Raw genomic sequence first — 17,457 nt, 5'->3', positions numbered from 1 at the left:
TCCGATCGGACTGCCGAGCGCCGGGTCCGATCAGACTGTCGCCGCGGCACCGGAATCGGCGAACTGGGTGCGGTAGAGCTCGGTGTAGCGGCCGTCCGCGGCGAGCAGTTCGGTGTGCGTACCGCGCTCCACGATGCGGCCGTGCTCGAGCACGAGGATCTGGTCGGCATTGCGGATGGTGGACAGCCGGTGCGCGATGACCAGGGCGGTGCGGCCGTCGAGGGCCTCGGCCAGCGCCTCCTGCACCGCGGCCTCGGAGGTGGAGTCCAGCGAGGCGGTGGCCTCGTCCAGGATCACCACGCGGGGCTGCTTGAGCAGCAGCCGGGCAATGGTCAGGCGCTGGCGTTCCCCGCCGGAGAGCCGATAGCCGCGCTCACCGACCACGGTGTCCAGGCCGTCGGGCAGCGACTCGATCAGCTCGCGTAACCGGGCGCGCTGCAGCGCATCCCACAGCTCGTCCTCGGTGGCCGCGGGGCGGGCGAGCAGCAGATTGGCGCGAATGGTGTCGTGGAACAGGTGCCCGTCCTGGGTGACCAGGCCGACGGTGTCCTGAATCGACTGCCCGGTCAGCTCGCGCACATCCATGCCGCCCAGCAGCACCGCACCGGAGTCCACGTCGTAGAGCCGCGAGACCAATTGCGCGATGGTGGATTTCCCGGCCCCGGAGGAGCCGACCAGCGCCACCATCTTCCCGGGCTCGGCTCGCAGCGAGACATCGTGCAGCACCTCCTCACCGCCGCGGGTGTCGAGCGTGGCCACATCCTCCAGCGAGGCCAGCGAGACCTTGTCGGCCGACGGGTAGCCGAAGGTGACGCCGTCCAGCTCCACCGCCACCGGGCCCGCGGGCACCGGCACCGCCAGCGGCGAATCCTCGATCAGCGGTTTCAGATCCAGCACCTCGAAGACCCGCTCGAAGCTCACCAGCGCCGACATCACATCCACCCGGGCGCTGGCCAGCGCGGTGAGCGGCGAGTACAGCCGGGTCAGCAGCAGCGAAAGGGCCACCACCGCACCGGGTTCCAGCTCACCCTTCAGCGCCAGATAGCCGCCCAGCCCGTAGACCAGGGCCAGCGCCAGCGCCGAGACCAGGGTGAGCGCGGTGACGAACACCGTCTGCAGCATGGCCGTGCGCACCCCGATATCGCGCACCCGCCCGGCCCGCAGCCCGAACTCCGCGGACTCCTGCCGCGGCCGGCCGAACAGTTTGACCAGCGTCGCGCCCGGCGCGGAGAACCGCTCGGTCATCTGGGTGCTCATGGAGGCGTTCAGCCCGGCCGCCTCGCGCTGGATGCCGGCCAGCCGCTCGCCCATGCGCCGGGCGGGGACGACGAAGACCGGCAGCAGCACCAGGGCGAGCAGGGTGATCTGCCACGACAGCCGCAGCATCACGGCCAGCGTGAGCGCGAGGGTGACCAGGTTGGTGACGACCCCGGACAGGGTGGTGCTGAACGCGCGTTGCGCCCCGATAACGTCATTGTTGAGCCGGCTCACCAGTGCGCCGGTCCGGGTGCGCGTGAAGAACGCGATCGGCATCTTCTGTACGTGATCGAACACCGCGGTGCGCAGATCGAAGATGAGCCCCTCTCCGATGCGCGCCGACAACCACCTGATCACCAACCCCAAGCCGGCATCCAGCACCGCAACCGCCGCGATGATCGCGGCCAGCGTGATCACCGTGCGCGGCGCGCCGTGCCCGACGATGGCGTCGACCACTCGCCCGGCCAGGACCGGGGTGGCCACCGCCAGCAGCGCCGACACGATGCTGAATACCAGGAACGCCACCAGCTGCCGATGGTGTGGCCGGGCGAAGGCGAGGATCCGCCGGGCAGTGGCCAACCGCAGCGGTCGCTGCTCTGTGGGCGCGTTCATCTGCCGATACAGCTGATTCCACGCCACGGATTCGATACTCATCCCCGCTCCTCACCGGTCCGGGGTTCATCGAACCCCGCACCACCGACACTAATACCTCAACAAAGGTTGAGATCAAGTCCATCCGCCCAGCCCAGGGGTTCGCGCTGAGCGAAATCCACCGCCCGCCACCGGGCCGGATCGGCGCAGCCTCGCGATGGCGCGCATAGGGTTGGGGCGTGAGCGAGGCGTGGGAGCGAGCGTTGCGCGCGGTGATCACCGGTGAGGTCGACACCGGCCCGCGGCGGCGGGCCGAGTACTCCTCGGACGCCTCGAACTACCGGATCGTCCCGCGCGGCGTGGTCTTCCCGCGCGATGCGGCCGATGTGCGGGCGGCCCTGGATGTGGCGCGCGCGGAGGGGCTGACCGTGACCGCGCGCGGGGCGGGCACCTCGGTGGCGGGCAATGCCATCGGACCGGGTCTGGTGCTGGACTTCAGCCGCCATATGAACGCCATCCTCGACCTCGATCCCGAGCGTCGCACCGCACGGGTGCAGCCCGGGGTGGTGCTGGCCGCGCTGCAGCGGCGTGCGGGCGCGCACAGGCTGCGTTTCGGCCCGGACCCGTCCACCCAGAACCGGTGCACGCTGGGCGGGATGATCGGCAACAATGCCTGCGGTCCGCGCGCGGTGGCCTGGGGCCGCACCTCGGATACGGTGCGCGAGTTGCGGATTCTCGACGGGATGGGCATCGAGCGCACCCTGGGCGCGGACCTGTCGGTGCTCGCGGGCCTGCCCGAATTCACCCGCACCCAGCTGGCGCTCATCCGCACCGAGCTGGGCCGGTTCGAGCGGCAGGCGTCCGGATACGCGCTGGAACATCTACTGCCCGAACGCGGTTCGTCGGTGGCCAGGGCCTTCGTCGGCACCGAGGGCACCTGCGGGCTGCTGCTGGACGCCACCGTCGGGCTGGTTCCGGTGCCCGCGGCGACCGTGCTGGTGGCGCTCGGCTACCCGGACATGCCGGCGGCCGCGGACGATATCGCCGCGATCATGGCGGTGCGGCCCATTGCCGTGGAGGGCATGGACGCACGCCTGGTCGACGTGGTGCGTGCCCATCGCGGTGGGGTGCCCGATCTGCCGCGCGGCGGCGGCTGGCTGTTGATCGAAATCGACGGTGAGACGAAGGAACAGGCGCGGGACAAGGCGGAGCTGCTGCGCGGGAGCGCGCACGCGCTGGATTCCCGCGTGGTCACCGAGCCGGCCGAAGCGCAGGCGCTGTGGGGCATCCGTGCCGACGGCGCCGGCCTGGCCGGCCGCACGCCGGACGGCCGTCCGGCCTGGCCGGGCTGGGAGGACGCCGCCGTGCCGCCCGACCGCCTCGGCGACTACCTGCGCGAGTTCGAGGCGCTCCTCCGGGACCACGGCCTGGACGGCCTGCTCTACGGCCATTTCGGCGACGGCTGCATCCATGTGCGCCTGGATCTGCCGATAGCCGATGCGCCGCAACGCTTCCGGAGCTTCCTCGAGGACGCGGCCCGGCAGGTGGTGCGGTTCGGCGGCTCGCTCTCGGGTGAGCACGGCGACGGCCGGGCGCGCTCGGATCTGTTGCGGTTCATGTACTCCCGGGAGGCCCTCGACGCCTTCGCGGGCTTCAAGGCGCTGTTCGACCCCGACGCCGTGCTGAATCCCGGTGTGCTCGTGCATCCCCGCCCGATCGATGCCGACCTGCGCCTGGCCGGGCTGCGCCCGCTGCCCACGACCGGTGGTTTCACTTTTCCCGCCGACGGCGATCTGGCCACGGCCGTGCATCGCTGCGTCGGAGTCGGCAAGTGCCGGGCCGACACCCACGCCGCGGGCGGGTTCATGTGCCCGTCGTATCTGGCCACCGCCGACGAGAAGGACAGCACCCGCGGCCGGGCCCGGGTGCTGCAGGAGGTGGTCCGGGGCGCGCTGGATTGGCGGTCGGACGCCGTCGCCGAGTCGCTGGATCTTTGCCTGTCCTGCAAGGCATGCCATTCCGACTGCCCCGCCGGCGTCGACGTGGCGACCTACAAGTCGGAGACCCTGTACCGCCGCTATCGGCGCAGGCCGCGCCCGATCGACCACTACACCCTGGGCCGCCTGCCGCGCTGGCTCGGACCGGCGACGCGGCTCCCGCGGCTGGTGAACGCGCTCGGCGCGGCGGGACCGCTGCGCCGGCTCGGCCTGCGGTTGTCCGGAATGGATCCGCGTCGCGAGGTGCCCACGGTGGCGCACAGGAGTTTTCGGCGTTCCTGGCGGCAGCCGGTGCGCACCGGCGACTCCGCACCCGGGGTGATGCTGTGGATCGACACCTTCACCGACGCCTTCGATCCCGAGATCGCCGGTGCCGCCGTGGAATTGATCGAGTCACTGGGTCATCGCGTGCGCATCCCCGACTCCCGGGTCTGCTGCGGTCTCACCTGGATCAGCACCGGCCAGCTGGACGGCGCGCGGAAGCGGCTGCGCGCCACCGTCGATGCCCTGGCCGCGCATGTCGGCGCGGGTGGGGTGGTGGTCGGGCTGGAACCGTCGTGCACGGCCGCGCTGCGCGACGATCTCCCGCGCCTGCTGCCCGAGGATCCGCGGGCGGCCGCCGTGGCGGGCGCGGTGCGCACCCTGTCGGAATTCCTGGAGGGCGAGCCCGGCTGGCGGCCGCCGGACCGCAGTGGCCACACTGTGCTGGTGCAGCCGCACTGCCATCAGCATGCCGTGCTGGGGTTCGCGGCCGATCGCCGAATACTGCGCGGCACCGGTGCGAAAGTGATCGAGATCACCGGATGCTGTGGGCTTGCTGGAAATTTCGGAATGCAGCGAGGCCACTACGACGTATCGGTCGCGGTCGCCGAGAACGGCCTGCTCCCGGCACTGCGTGCGGCGCCCGTGAATTCGATCTTGATAGCCGACGGCTTCTCCTGCCGGACCCAGGCCGCACAGCTGGCCGGCCGCCCGTCCCGTCACCTGGCCCAGTTCCTCCTGGACCGGCCGTAATCGGCACGGAACGGCCGTAATCGGCACAGCTGAAGGGGCACCCGCAGTTGGCGGGTGCCCCTTCCCTCATCGTCAGCTGCCGAACGGCAGCGTGCCGGGCGCAATCTGGTAACCGCTACTACCGGCGAAAATGTTTCCCCAGACGCCGAGCAGGAAATTGATCAGATTGGTGATCACGCCGAGTACCTCCAGTGCCGGATGCCATTTGTTTGCTGAGCAACCAAGACAATCGGAATGACCATCGCCGCCGTCGATCTTCGCGTTAACAATAGAATGGCGCGGTGACTTCAGCGCCGCCCGGAATCGATCGGATGACGGTCGAGCGCGCCCGCACCCTCCGCTCGGATCGGCCGCTGGATCTGGCCGCCACCATCTCCCCGCTGCGCCGCGGCTTCGGCGATCCCTGTCATCGCGAGACCCCCGACGGCTCGCACTGGCACGCCTCCCGGCTGCCCTCGGGGGAGGTCACCTACCGGCTGCGGCAACTCGATCGGCAGACGGTCGACGCCCGCGCGTGGGGTCCGGGCGCAGAGGAGTTCCTGGCGGGGCTGCCCGGCATGCTCTGTCTGGACGAGGACCTCAGCGACTTCGCCCCCGAGCACCCCAAGATCGCCGAGGCGCACCGCCGCAATCCGGGTCTGCGCATGCTGCGCACCGGCCTGGTGTGGGAGGCGCTGGTCCCGGCGGTGCTGGAGCAGAAGGTGCACACCAGGACCGCCCACGACTCCTGGCGGAAACTGGTGTGGCGCTACGGAACTCCCGCCCCCGGTCCGGCCCCGGAGGGCCTGCGGGTCATGCCCGACGCCGAGACCTGGCGGCACATCCCGTCCTGGGTCTACCACCGTGCCAATGTCGGCCCGCAGCGTTCGAAAACCATTGTGCTGGCTGCGCGTATCGCGCCGAAGCTGGAGCAGGCGGCCGGGCTGAGCCACGCCGACGCCGCGCAGCGGCTGCGCACCGTGCCCGGGATCGGGGTGTGGACGGCTGCCGAGATCGCCCAGCGTGCCTTCGGTGATCCGGATGCCCTCTCGGTGGGCGATTTTCATCTCGCGGCCACCGTCGGCTGGACGCTGCTCGATCGGCCGATCGACGACGACGAGATGGTCGAATACCTGGAACCCCTGCGCCCGCACCGATATCGCGCCGTGCGGCTGCTCGGCCTGGCCGGGTTCGCGCGCAAACCGAAGTTCGGCCCGCGCACGCCCTACACCGATCACAGTCGCATCTGAGCGCCGATCACCGCTGGGCGGCCGCCGCGTCGGCCTCCCGCTGCGCCCGGGCCAGCGCGTCCGGGACGGGGATGCGGCCCAGGTACATCTCGTCGAAGATCGGCGTCATCGCCTCCAGGGCGGCCGGGAATCCCGCGCCCCCGCCCGCCGCGATCTCCTTGTCGCGCAACACATCGAAGAACGGTGAAACGTCGACCCCGTGCCGGGCCCAGTAGTCCCGGTATACCTGTTGTTCGGATACCACGGCCGGAATCGTCGCCCCGTCGATGCCCAGGTAGCGGTTGCCCGCCGCACTCCCCAGCCAGGCCAGCACCCGCCGCACCGCCGCGGGGTGCGGGGTGGCGGCATTGCCCGCGAGGCCGATGGCATTGTTGGCGCTCACCCGCCCGGCCGGGCCCTCGGGAATCATGGCCAATCCCCAGTGGAATCCGGCATTCTGGGCAATCGTGGCCAGATTGAAGGTGCCCGACTGGAACAGCGCCATCCGGCCCTGGAGGAAGGCGTTCTTGGCGAAGTCGCCGCTGGTATTGGTGTCCGCGGCCGAGGGGGAGAGCCGGTCGGCGACCAGCCCCACCGTATAGCCGAAGGCGTCCCGTCCCTGCGGGGAATCGAAGGCGAACCGGCCGTCGCGCTGGAGCTGCCCACCGGCCGAACCCAGATACGGCAGGGTGATGGATTGAAAGTCGTTGGCGGCGTTGTACGGCCACTCCGATGCCGGGGCCAACCGCCGCAGCAGCGGCCGGAAGGTATCCCGCGCCGGGTCGGGGCTCCAGCGCGCCGCCGTGACCTCGTCCGGGTCGACCCCGGCCTGTGCCAGCAGGTCCCGGTTGACGTACACGGCGGTCCCGCCGTCCACGAATTGCGGTACCGCCCACAGCTTTCCGGCGCGTGTGTACTGGGCGACGGCCTGCGGGTCCCAGGCTCGGGCCGCCTGCGGTCCCAGCGCCGCACCGATATCCATCAGGTGCCCGCTGTCGGCGTAGTCCTCGTAGAGGTTGGTCCAGAACAGATCGTCGGCGATCCCGCCCGCCACATCCAGCCGTAGCTTCTGTGCGTAGGAAGCCCACGGCACCAGCGTGATTCGCACCTCGACGTCGGGATTGGCGCGCTGGAACTCGTCCAGCGAGGCCCGATAGGCGGAGACGAAACTCTGATCCCAGATCCGCAGCCGCACCACAGTGCGCCCGTCGCTCGCGGTGTCGCGGCCCAGCCACAGGGCCGCGGCCACCAGCAGCACGGCGACCACGATCAGCCCGAGTACGGCCCGGGTCGACTCTTTGATCCGGATCCCTGTCATTTGATTCCCGTCACCGCGATGGAGGCCAGGACCTGCCGCTGGAACACCACGAACAACAGCACCAGTGGAGCGATCGCCAGCGTGGTGGCGGCCATGATCAGCGTCCACTGCGCGTTGTACCGGGTCTGCATGGTCGCCGTGGCCACGGTCAGCACCTGCCATTTCGGGCCGGACGCGGCGACCAGCGGCCACATGAAGCTGTTCCACTGCGAGACCACGGTGATGACGGCGAGCGTGGCCAGGATCGGCCTGCTCATCGGGACCACGACGCTCACCAGGATGTCGAGGGTCGAGGCCCCGTCCATCCGCGCCGCGTCGATGAGCTCCCCCGGAATGGCCCGGAAGTACTGGCGCAGCAGGAAGATCGCGTACGGCGACCCGAACAGGAACGGCAGCACCAGCGCCCAGAAACTGTTGAGCCAGCCCAGCTTCGCGAACATCAGGTACAGCGGCACCAGGGTGACCGCGCTGGGCACCATCATGGTCCCGAGATACACCCAGAACAGCACGTCACGACCGGGAAAACTGGTGCGCGCGAAGGCATATGCCGCCATGGTCGAGGTGACCAGCTGCCCGCAGGTGATGCAGACCGTCATCAGGGCGGTGACCGCGACCGCCCGCCCCAGCCCCTGGTCCAGCACCGTGCGGAAGTTGTCCAGCGTCGCGGGATGCGGTGTGGCCAGGGCGGATTCGCTCGCGAACTGCCTCGGCGTCTTGACCGCGGTCAGGGCGCTGAGCACCAGCGGAGCCACCGTCAGCAGCGCCCCGAGGATCAGCACCGCGTACGCCGCGGCGGCCCGGGCCGCCGCCCGTCGTTCAGTACTCATAACTGGTCCGATTCCGGAAGTATCGGTGCTGCACCACCGTGATCACGAACATGACCGCGAACACCACCACCGCCATGACCGCGGCCCGCCCCGGATGCGCGGCCTCGAAGGCTTCCGAATACATCCGCATGGCAACCACATCGGTGTGGTGGTCGGGCCCGCCCCGGGTGAGCGCGTACACCGCATCGAAGGTCTGGAAGACGCTCAGCACCCCGGTGACCAGCACGAAGAACATGGTCGGGCGCAGCAGCGGCAGGATCAGCCAGCGGATGCGCCGCCAGCCGGTGGCCCCGTCCAGCGCGCCCGCGTCCAGGATCTCCCCGGGTATGGCCCTGATCCCGGCCACGAAAAACAAGGCCACATAACCGACATTCATCCACACGATCACCGTGGCCACCGCCGGTAGCGCCAGCGTCGTCGAGCTCAGCCACTCCACCCGCCGTCCCAGCAGCGCGTTCAACGCCCCGCCGGTGGGTGCGAAGATCCACTGCCACACCACCCCCACCGCGACCGGCGCACACATCCACGGCAGCGCGTAGACCACCCGCAGCACGGTCCCACCCCGCCCGCGCCGCGCCAGCACGGCCGCCACCGCGAACCCCAGCGCCGTCTGCACCGGCACCACCAGCGCCGTCAACGCCAGCGTCACCAGCAGCGAATGCCCGAACTGCCGGTCCGCCAGCACCGACCGCCAGTTGCTCGCCCCGGTGAATTCGATGGGCCCCAGCAGATTCCAGCTGTGCACACTCAGCCACAACACGACCGCGATCGGCACCAGCAGGAAACACCCGACCCCGATCAGGCTCGGCAGCAGCAGCGCATAACCCACCGCCGCCTGTCTGCGCCGGGCCGAACCGCGGCGAACCGTCCGATCCATGATCAGCGACGCTACCGGCCCGCTCCCGGCGACCGCGCCCTCCCACGCCCGATCTGCCCGATATTGCCCTGTGCGCGATGCGATTTCGAGACGGCGTCCCACCCGGTGCCGGGCGGCGGCGCATGATAGTTTGTGCCGCGCTCGTTCATAGCTATGACGGCGAGGCTGGCCACGACAGTGCAGGGGACGGCGTCGATGAGAATCAAGCCACGGGAACAGATCCTCGGAGTCTGGCGGTCGCTGCTGACCGCCTGTTATCAGGATGGCGAGTGGGTGTGGGGTGGCCGCAACGGCTCCAACTCCATCAGCGACGCCGAACAGCTGCTGTGCCTGCTGTACCCGGCGACCGAGATCGACGGCTTCGGGCTGGAGCATCCCGACGAGATCGCCGACGACATCCGCGAGGTGCTCTCCCCTCTCGGCGACAATGGCCTGCGCATCGGCGAGCGCGTGGTCTGGCTGCTCGAGCAGTACATCGACCGCCACACCGACCGCGACCCCGACTCCACCGCCGCCCTGCCGAATTTCGCCGCGGGCAGCTACCTGGCCTCCTCCGACGGCGCCGAGCCGACCCCGGCGCAGCGCACGCTCGAGGTCGTCGACTCCTATTCCATGTCACTGACCCTGTGCCTGGCCGCGCTGAAATTCCTGCGCGGATTCAGCGGCCCGGTCGCCGAACTGGCCGTGGGCCGGCGGATCAAGCTCGCCGTGGATCTGGGCCCGCGCATCGAGGCGCTCGACGCGCTCATCAATGTCCGGCTCACCGCCGCCATGGTGGGCCTGATCCGCAGCTTCGTCGTGAATACGGTCTCGCCCAAATCCGCCGCCGGGCAGGCCATGCTGTCGATGCTCAACCAGACCGGCGGTTCCCCCGACGCGGTGGTGCACGCCGTGCAGCAGCGCCTGGACCGGGTGCGGATCCGGCTGCGCAACGACGCCACCCTCAGCCAGGTGGAGGGGGTCGACCTGGACAGCGGCGACATGCTGTTCGAATGTGGCTGGAGCTGGGCCATTGTGCGCAAGGCCGCGTCGATCGACTTCGTGGACATGCCCATCGCGGATCAGCCCGGTCATGCCGTCGCCCGGCCCTATCTGCACTTCACCGTGGTGGCGCTGGACGGCATCAACGACCTCACCTCGGTGCGCACTCGTGAACTCGACCTGCTCAACGGCGAGCAGCGCCGCCTGGCCGAGGCCCTGCAGCTGCGCTGGGATCTGGCCCAGCGCTACTGGGCGGCGGTGGCGCGCTTCGGCACCGGGCGCTGGCCGCTCGAGGACATTCCGTGGCGTACCTCCGACGGCGAGGAATCGGACTACTTCAGTCTCATCGTCTCCGCGGTGCTCATGCAGGATCTGCTCAATCGTGAGGCCAATGACGACGATCTGGACCGCGCCGCAACGATTTTCGACGAGCTGGCCCGCCGCGGCCGCATCGTGCGCCGCTTCACCGCCGACGATCCGGCCCGCACCATGCACACGCCGGGCGTGAGTCTGCGCCTGCTGGGCAGTGAGGCGCTGGACGGCCCGCTGCTGCTGTGGACGGTCTCCGATTACGCCACCGTCCTTTTGAAACGCACCCTGCAGGCCGCGCGGCTCTCCGGCACCATCGAGACCCGCGACCAGCTGATGACGCTGGCCCAGGCCACCATGGACCACCTCGACCTGCGCGCCTTCCGCGAAGGACCGGCCACCGGCCTGTGGGACGATCCCAGCCGCATCTTCGGCGGCCCCGAAAACCACCTGCCCTCCTGGTATCTCACCGAGCGCGTGGTCGAGTGCATGGTGACCGCCGCCCGCCTGTACCGCGAACCGCCGCTGCGGGCGCCGACCTCGGTGACCCGGGCCATGGAGCTGCTGACCGAGGCCGAACACCTGCTCAACCGGGAGATGCTGGAGCTGAGCGAGACCGACGTGTCGGCCGGCCGCACCGCCCTGGCCCTGGCCGAGCAGCGCCTGGAACGGGCCCGCACGCTCATCGACGAGCGCCCCGGCACCGCAGTCAGCCTCGCCTCGCAGGCCCTCTTGGAACTGGACGAGCTCGCCTACGCCCGGTTCGACGCCACCAGGAGCGTGTGACCGTGCTCGTGTTCTCCTCTTCGGACAAGGGCGGCACCGGCCGCTCGGTCACCAGCTGCAATATGGCCTACTGGCTGAGCATGAAGGGGTACAAGGTCGCCTATCTGGACTTCGATTTCGGATCCCCCACCGCGGGCGGCACTTTCGAGATCAGCCGGATCGACAACGGGGTCCGGGACGGGACCGGCCTGCACGCCTATCTGCTCGACGAGAACGGGACGCCCGCGCGGCTCAGTGTGCGCTCCGAGACCGACCGGATGGAACTGAGCCGGTCCCGGCATCCCTCCGGCCGCCTGGTGCTGTTCCCCGGCGATCTCGGCGGCTCCGAATTCACCACGCTCGACGAACGCATGATCGATCGCTGCGCCGCGCTGTTCGCCACCTGCGAGCAGGAATTCAATGTCACCTTCGTCGATCTGAGCGCGGGCCGATCCATCGCCCTGGCCCTCGCGCTCAGCGCGACCCGGCACCCGCAGCTGTCCCGCGCGGTGTGCCGCTGGCTCATCTTCCACCGCTGGACCCGCCAGCACATCGCGGCCGCCCGCGGCCTGGTGCACGACGAGCACGGCGTGCTGGCCGTCGGCGAGGCCTGGGGACACGACCGGGCCGAGCTGCTGAATTCGCTGCGCTTCGTCCGTACCGCGGTGCCCGAACTCAACCTGACCGCCGGCCTCCGCCCGGCTCAGGCCGCCTGGCTGCAGGAACAACACAACACCCTGACCCGCGCGGCCAACCGGCACGGCATGGGCGAGAGCGGGATACTGGGCAAGATCCCGGTGGAACCAATGCTGCAGTGCCGGGAACAGGTGATCCTGGATGTGGATGTGGCCGCTCACGTCGCCAATGCCGAGACCGTGGACGCATTCCGCCTGCTCACCGAGAAACTCATGAACGACGCCGTCTGGGAACAGGTGGAGGTGCGCCGATGAGCTCCGCGACCGACTACAGCGAGGCGGGCGAACGCAATCGCGTGGCCGGCCAGCCGCTCTCGCATCTGTCCATCGAGGTCGGGCACTTCTATATGGACGAGCTGGTCGACGGCGTCGACCGGATCCACGCCCAGCTGCGCAAGGTGGCGCCCATCGTCCAGACCCAGATCGCCGCTGCCGAAGCGGAATTCGGGGCGGGCGCCCGGGTCAGCACCTGCTTCCTGGTCGACGACTACTTCTGGACCCGCACCGCCAACCGGCCGCGCGATGCCCGGCGCACCGCCGACCCGCGCCACGTGCTGGAGAAGCTGCTGGCCGCCGCGGAGGAATGCGGCGTGCGCATCGACTATCTGGCGCGCGAGGCGGGCTGCGCCGAGGTGCCGTCGTTCCAGGACGGTGAACCGGTCGGCGAGCCGGTGCGGCTGGCGGAGATGATGGCCGCCCGCATCGTCGCCGAACCCGAGCGCGACAGCACCGGCCGCCGCCCGCCCACCGTCGAGTCCGGCTGGCTCTGCAATGGCCGCCGATCCTCGGAATTCGATGCGGGACAGGCCATGCGCATCTCGCGGTATCGGCCGCCGGAGGAATTCGGCGCGCGCAATCACTCCATCTTCCTGGATGTGCAGCTGTGGAGCCGCCGCCTGGAGGAAGAGGGCGATCAGCAGGTGGAGCGCATGCTCTGGTCCTGCCCCTTCCTGGCCGCCATCTGGCAGTTGCTGCGGCTGGGCCTGATTCGCAACGAGGGCGCCATGGTGGCGGCCCCGGTGCCCTGGGAGGAGCCGTGGCCCAGCGACTGGTCCCGGCTGCCCGCGGTGGTGAAACTGAATCCGAAGGCCAAACCCTTCGCGGCCTATCGGGCGCTGTCGGTGCTGCCCTACAGCTACCTGGGCATCGAGCACGCCGTGCGGGTCATCCTCGACCACCTGCAACTCGATGACGATGTGCAGGCGAAGCTCGCCGAACGCGGTGCGGGCGAACGGATTCCGGTGCAGGTGCCGCGCCGGGCCACCCACCGGTTGAACCACATCTTCCTGGGTGACGTCTGAGGTGGCCGCCCGGTGAACGAGCCGCTGGTGCTGCTGGGGGAGGTACGCACGGCACTGCTGCCCAATGCGGGGGGACTGGCGGCGCGGGAGGCGACGGCGCTGCTGTCACTGCTGCCCGGGCAGCGGGTACTGATGCGGGAACGGCCGCTGGCCCTGGCGATTTCGCCGGGTTCCGCCGTCGGGGTGGACTGCAAGCTGGCCACGGTGTCCGGATCGGACAGCCGCGCCATCGGGACGGTGGCGGCGCACGCGATCCTGGTGGGCGGCCGGGTGATGCAGAGTTCGGCCTGTTCCACCGTGGTGCGGACGGCCGACAAGAACCGGCGGCCCTGGTCGCACTACCTCGATCAGGTCGGGACGCTGGAGGTGTGGCACCGCATCGCCGACGACGCCGCGGCCGCGGTCGATCTCACCGAGGGGTTCCTGGAGGGCTCCGGCGCCACCACCCTGGACCTGGGCTCGGTCAGCGACCGGCTGCTCACCCGCGTGCGCACCGATCCCCGCCTGGATCAGGAGCCGCCGGTGCGCTCCAGCGCCACCCGGCTGCGCTGGGCCGCGCGGGTCGCGCCGCCGGTGGGCGGCGCCGTGCGCGGGCGCACCCTGTTCGCGTTCCGGCTCGAGGACGAGCACACCCGGTCGGTGCGGATCATGGTGCCGACCGCCCGGGATCTGGGTGCGGTGCAACGCTTCTGCGAGGACCTGGCCGTTCACGACTGGCTGCTGTCCACCCTGGGCGCGGCACTGTCCGAGGCGGATCGTCCCATGCCCGAACGCGATCCGTCCGCCGAGCTGGCGCCGCTGCTCGAACAGCTGGTGCACCTGTGGATGCCGGGCGCCCACACGCCGCCCCGGCTGCGCGAACTGTGGACGCGGTTGGAGTCCGATCCGGGCTTCACCCGGCAGTGGACCGCGCAGGTCGGACATCTGCGCGACCGGCTGGCGGTGGCGACCCTGGCGGCGCTGCGCAGCGCCAAGATCAGCACCGTCCAGTGGTGACCGGCGGATCCGACCGGCGGCGCGACCGGATCAGAGCCGGAACCAGCGGCGCACCAGCAGCGCGAAGAACACCGACATGGTGACCGCGCCCAGATAACTCTCGAGCACGAACACCGCGCGCCCGCCGACCCGCAGGTTGTCGGTATCCCCGACGCCCAGCGGATTCAGGTAGTTCATGAACACCTGGAACACGGTGATGGCCGGCGGCTGATCCGACCGCAACGTGACCGCCACCACGAAGACCAGCAGCTGGAACGCCACGAACCACAGCATGCGGAAGGGCCGGTATCCGTAGCCGCAGATGAGATCCGGGACCAGGCCGCCGGCGCGCCGCCAGGCCGCCGGCTGCGCCAGCCGCCGCGCCCGGGCCAGGGCCAGGCCGCAGCGATCCTCGGCATCGGTGTCCTCGTCGATGCGGTAGAGACTCCCGGCCCGGCGGTAGGCCAGGGCGGCGTGCGCGGGCAGTCCGGCCTGCACCAGTGGGCGGCCCAGCCGCTCGTAGGCCTCGGCCAGCAGCCGATTCTGGGTGCGGCTCAGGCGCAGTGGCCCGCGGAACTCCACCTCCGCGGCGATCAGGGCCGCGAGCAGCTGGTTGACCGCCATCGGCTGCGGCGCCGCGGTGGCGGTGTGTTCGAGGACCGGCGCGTAGAGGTGGCCGAAGACGAGACTGTCACCGGCCCTGCGGATTCCGGGCGGATCGTAGGTCGCCACCACCGCCTCGGTGTGCCGGGTGAACAGGTCCAGCAGCGGCTGTTCGGTGGCGCGGCGGCGCAGGCCGTGCGGCTGCTCCAGGAATTCGGTGACGTTGTCGGCATAGGTGTCGGCGTGGCGCTCGATGCGCATGCTCATATCCGTCACGAACGGCGACGACGGTGCGCTTTTCTCGAGCATGATCAATGATAAATCCTGTGCACCAGCACATCTCGCGGCTCGTCTGCGCCGAAGTAGGTGGCCTCATGATCGGCCCACACGAAGCCGACCTCCTTGTAGAGGTGGTAGGCGACCCGATTGCCCGGTTTCACCGTGACGAAGACCTGTTCGGCGCGGGCCTGACGGCATTGGGCCAGAGCGGCTTCCAGCAGTGCCCGGCCGTGGCCGCGACCCCGGCATTCGGATGCCACCGCGAAGCCGAGAAACCAGGCCGTGCGCTCTCCATCGAGGGCGGTGAGCACGTAGCCGCAGAGCTCCCCCGCATCCTCAGCAACCGTCCAGTTTGCTCCGTGTAGCTCGAAGAGTTGCCGGAGTACGAAATACGGATACGCGAGATGCTCGAATTCGACCACCTCGAGTGCGCGGATCGCGTCCAGATCCGACAGTGACGCGATCCGGCACGCCGGATCGTCCGGCTGTTCGAAGGCCGACAACGGTGTTCCCCTCCACCCCGGGCACAAGTGCGATGGATTCCAGGGTAAGCGTCACACCGAATCTTGGGTGCGGTTCGGCCGCCCGCCGTCTGTGGAGCCGGCGGCCGAACCGCGCTGCAGCACGCGGTGGGGACTGCGCCACCGCTGCCCGGAGGTTAGGCGCGGGGCGCTCGAAAGCGCTGTGCGGCAGCGTTCATCGCGGCCTGGGGCCTTCCCCGGTACTCCCCGGGCCGCGAAATCCTGGTGTAGAACTGTGCCTTCTGGTGGCGGAGCTGTGCTGTCCGGGCGTCGAGCAGCAGCCACAGCATCCGGTGGACGAACCGGTCGTAGCCGGTCGGTACGGGATCGGGGCCGGCCTGGGCCGGTGCGGGGCCGGTCATGGCAGTGCCCGCTCGTCGAGCACGCACCGTCCCTCCTCGACCAGCGTTGCCCGTGCTCGTCGGCGTACCTTGCAGGTCTGCACCGTGCAATCGAGGTGCAATTGCATTGCGGCGTGCGCTTGTTCGACGGTCATCACACCCGGATCACGGCGGCAGCGCGACAGACCGGCAATGTGCATATTGAGGGACGACAGTTGCATGTCCAGACCACTCCTCGTTCCCGCTGGTTCCTGAAGTGCCCGGAGGTTCAGGAAAGGAAAGGGGCCTAGCTACACCGCTCCGGGCACATCTCCAGCACACCACGAGCAGACGCCAGGCGGGCGAATTTCGAGCAGGAGAACGCAAAATTGCGCGAATTCCCAGCAGTGAATCCACTTGGGGGAGGACGATTCTCCAAAGTGGACGAAGCCCTCGCCCGCCGTCGAGCCCCGATCCATGCCCGCGACCGCGAATGGAGCGTGTTGTGTCCGAAGGTCCCGCGTCATCCACCCTGCCCCGCCGTCAGCTCGGTCGCTATCTACGGGACTGGCGCATCCAGGCAGGATTGACCATCGCCGAAGCCGCCAAGCTGATGGAGTGGGGCGCCAGCACCTTGCAGCGGCTCGAGAAGGGCAACGCGGACCGCATCCGCACCATCGACATCCAGGAGCTGTGCCGCATCTACGGGATCCCCGCCGAAATCGCGGAGGGGCTCAAGGGTTTGGCGCAGCAGGCGGCGGTCAAGAGCTGGTGGCACTCCTACGGCGACCTGATTCCCGAGAACTTCGACGTCTACGTCGGCCTGGAGGCATCCGCGCAGCAGTTGTCCTGCTACCAATCGGAATTGGTGCCGGGCCTGCTGCAGACGGCCGAGTACGCAAGGGCCCTGAACCGGCTGGGATACCCGGAAGAGACTGTGGTGGAGGTGGATCGGCGCGTTCAGCTGCGTATGCAGCGGCAGGCCATGATCACCCGTCGCATGCATCCGGCGACCATCGCCATGGTGTTGCACGAATCGGTATTGCGCCGCCTGGTGGGAGGTGCAAGGGTGATGGCGGCGCAAGTGCGACACTTGGCGGAACTGAGCACCCGGTCCAATGTCGCGCTGCGTATCCTGCCCTTCGCCGCCGGTGTCCCCCTGGGACTTTCGACCGGACCATTCGTGATTCTGGAATTCGGATGCGACAGCAAGGGGCAACCGGTGGAGCCCCCGGTGGTCTACGTGGAGGGGTTCACCGGCGATCTGTATCTCGAGAGACAGGGCGACGTTCAGCGTTATCGCCGGGCACAAGCGGGCCTGGAACGCTGCGCGCTGGACGTTCAGGACAGCAGAAACCTGCTCCGGCAGGTGGCGAAGGAGTATGCGGCATGAGTGTGGATCTTTCCGGGGCCCGCTGGTTCAAGAGCAGCCGCAGCGGGGCCGGTAAGGAGTGCGTCGAAGTGGCGTTCCTGCCCGCGGGCCGAGTGGGCGTGCGGGACAGCAAGAATCCGCAGGGGCCGGCGCTGGTGTTCGGCGCGGCGGAATGGGGATCCTTCACCGCGGGCCTCGAAAACGGGGTCTTCGACCGGTGATTCGCTGAACGAGGGTTCACGGGCCC

At 69.5% G+C, this 17,457-nt stretch carries 16 protein-coding genes; 8 read left to right on the top strand and 8 right to left on the bottom strand.

Annotated features, from left to right (window positions below):
* Positions 1–30: 30 nt before the first annotated feature.
* On the bottom strand, positions 31–1,911 hold the full coding sequence (locus ACFXIV_RS30590; RefSeq protein WP_379400732.1) for an ABC transporter ATP-binding protein: 1,881 nt from the start codon (positions 1,909–1,911) through the stop codon (positions 31–33).
* 176 nt (positions 1,912–2,087) lie between these two features.
* On the opposite strand from ACFXIV_RS30590, the gene ACFXIV_RS30585 reads away from it, so the two are divergent.
* Together ACFXIV_RS30585 and ACFXIV_RS30580 are read left to right on the top strand one after the other, a co-directional pair.
* Positions 2,088–4,859: an FAD-binding and (Fe-S)-binding domain-containing protein gene (locus ACFXIV_RS30585; RefSeq protein ID WP_379400731.1), complete on the top strand. Its 2,772-nt coding sequence runs from the start codon at positions 2,088–2,090 to the stop codon at positions 4,857–4,859.
* A 311-nt stretch (positions 4,860–5,170) separates the two neighbouring features.
* A complete protein-coding gene (locus tag ACFXIV_RS30580) occupies positions 5,171–6,088 on the top strand; it encodes a DNA-3-methyladenine glycosylase family protein (protein ID WP_379400816.1) in 918 nt (305 codons plus the stop codon).
* A gap of 7 nt (positions 6,089–6,095) precedes the next feature.
* Here ACFXIV_RS30580 and ACFXIV_RS30575 read toward each other — a convergent pair whose 3' ends face one another.
* Genes ACFXIV_RS30575 through ACFXIV_RS30565 form a run of 3 tightly spaced genes read right to left on the bottom strand, consistent with a single transcriptional unit; the run spans position 6,096 to position 9,089 of the window.
* Positions 6,096–7,385 (bottom strand): extracellular solute-binding protein, encoded by a 1,290-nt coding sequence (locus tag ACFXIV_RS30575; RefSeq protein ID WP_379400730.1) that lies wholly within the window; start codon positions 7,383–7,385, stop codon positions 6,096–6,098.
* On the bottom strand, positions 7,382–8,212 hold the full coding sequence (locus ACFXIV_RS30570; RefSeq protein WP_379400729.1) for a carbohydrate ABC transporter permease: 831 nt from the start codon (positions 8,210–8,212) through the stop codon (positions 7,382–7,384). The genes ACFXIV_RS30575 and ACFXIV_RS30570 overlap by 4 nt, the downstream gene beginning before the upstream one ends.
* Entirely contained in the window at positions 8,202–9,089 is an 888-nt protein-coding gene (locus ACFXIV_RS30565; protein ID WP_379400728.1) for a carbohydrate ABC transporter permease, read from the bottom strand. The genes ACFXIV_RS30570 and ACFXIV_RS30565 overlap by 11 nt, the downstream gene beginning before the upstream one ends.
* A gap of 195 nt (positions 9,090–9,284) precedes the next feature.
* Between ACFXIV_RS30565 and ACFXIV_RS30560 the strand changes: the two genes are divergently transcribed.
* From ACFXIV_RS30560 to ACFXIV_RS30545, 4 genes are read left to right on the top strand one after another with little or no spacing between them, the layout of a single operon-like run.
* Positions 9,285–11,165, top strand: a complete 1,881-nt coding sequence (locus ACFXIV_RS30560; protein WP_379400727.1) for an SCO2524 family protein — start codon at positions 9,285–9,287, stop codon at positions 11,163–11,165.
* On the top strand, positions 11,162–12,094 hold the full coding sequence (locus tag ACFXIV_RS30555) for an SCO2523 family variant P-loop protein (protein ID WP_356996061.1): 933 nt from the start codon (positions 11,162–11,164) through the stop codon (positions 12,092–12,094). Before ACFXIV_RS30560 ends, ACFXIV_RS30555 begins: the two co-directional genes overlap by 4 nt.
* Complete coding sequence (locus tag ACFXIV_RS30550; RefSeq protein WP_379400726.1) at positions 12,091–13,140, top strand: SCO2522 family protein; 1,050 nt, start codon at positions 12,091–12,093, stop codon at positions 13,138–13,140. The genes ACFXIV_RS30555 and ACFXIV_RS30550 overlap by 4 nt, the downstream gene beginning before the upstream one ends.
* Positions 13,141–13,152: 12 nt before the next feature.
* Complete coding sequence (locus tag ACFXIV_RS30545; RefSeq protein ID WP_379400725.1) at positions 13,153–14,136, top strand: SCO2521 family protein; 984 nt, start codon at positions 13,153–13,155, stop codon at positions 14,134–14,136.
* 30 nt (positions 14,137–14,166) lie between these two features.
* Here ACFXIV_RS30545 and ACFXIV_RS30540 read toward each other — a convergent pair whose 3' ends face one another.
* From ACFXIV_RS30540 to ACFXIV_RS30525, 4 genes are all read right to left on the bottom strand, one after another.
* Entirely contained in the window at positions 14,167–15,027 is an 861-nt protein-coding gene (locus ACFXIV_RS30540) for a hypothetical protein (protein ID WP_379400724.1), read from the bottom strand.
* A 2-nt stretch (positions 15,028–15,029) separates the two neighbouring features.
* Positions 15,030–15,500 carry a GNAT family N-acetyltransferase gene (locus ACFXIV_RS30535; RefSeq protein ID WP_379400723.1) on the bottom strand — a complete coding sequence of 157 codons (471 nt, stop codon included), beginning with the start codon at positions 15,498–15,500 and terminating at the stop codon, positions 15,030–15,032.
* A 155-nt stretch (positions 15,501–15,655) separates the two neighbouring features.
* Complete coding sequence (locus tag ACFXIV_RS30530) at positions 15,656–15,907, bottom strand: hypothetical protein (protein WP_379400722.1); 252 nt, start codon at positions 15,905–15,907, stop codon at positions 15,656–15,658.
* On the bottom strand, positions 15,877–16,080 hold the full coding sequence (locus ACFXIV_RS30525) for a hypothetical protein (protein ID WP_379400721.1): 204 nt from the start codon (positions 16,078–16,080) through the stop codon (positions 15,877–15,879). Before ACFXIV_RS30525 ends, ACFXIV_RS30530 begins: the two co-directional genes overlap by 31 nt.
* 263 nt (positions 16,081–16,343) lie before the next feature.
* Between ACFXIV_RS30525 and ACFXIV_RS30520 the strand changes: the two genes are divergently transcribed.
* Together ACFXIV_RS30520 and ACFXIV_RS30515 are read left to right on the top strand one after the other, a co-directional pair.
* Complete coding sequence (locus ACFXIV_RS30520) at positions 16,344–17,231, top strand: helix-turn-helix domain-containing protein (RefSeq protein ID WP_379400720.1); 888 nt, start codon at positions 16,344–16,346, stop codon at positions 17,229–17,231.
* A complete protein-coding gene (locus ACFXIV_RS30515; RefSeq protein ID WP_354840899.1) occupies positions 17,228–17,431 on the top strand; it encodes a DUF397 domain-containing protein in 204 nt (67 codons plus the stop codon). The genes ACFXIV_RS30520 and ACFXIV_RS30515 overlap by 4 nt, the downstream gene beginning before the upstream one ends.
* Positions 17,432–17,457 lie beyond the last annotated feature (26 nt).

Origin of the sequence: Nocardia sp. NPDC059236 (genome assembly GCF_042754085.1) — a bacterium.
Lineage (GTDB): Bacteria > Actinomycetota > Actinomycetes > Mycobacteriales > Mycobacteriaceae > Nocardia.
This window is presented reverse-complemented; position numbering and strand designations above follow the sequence as displayed.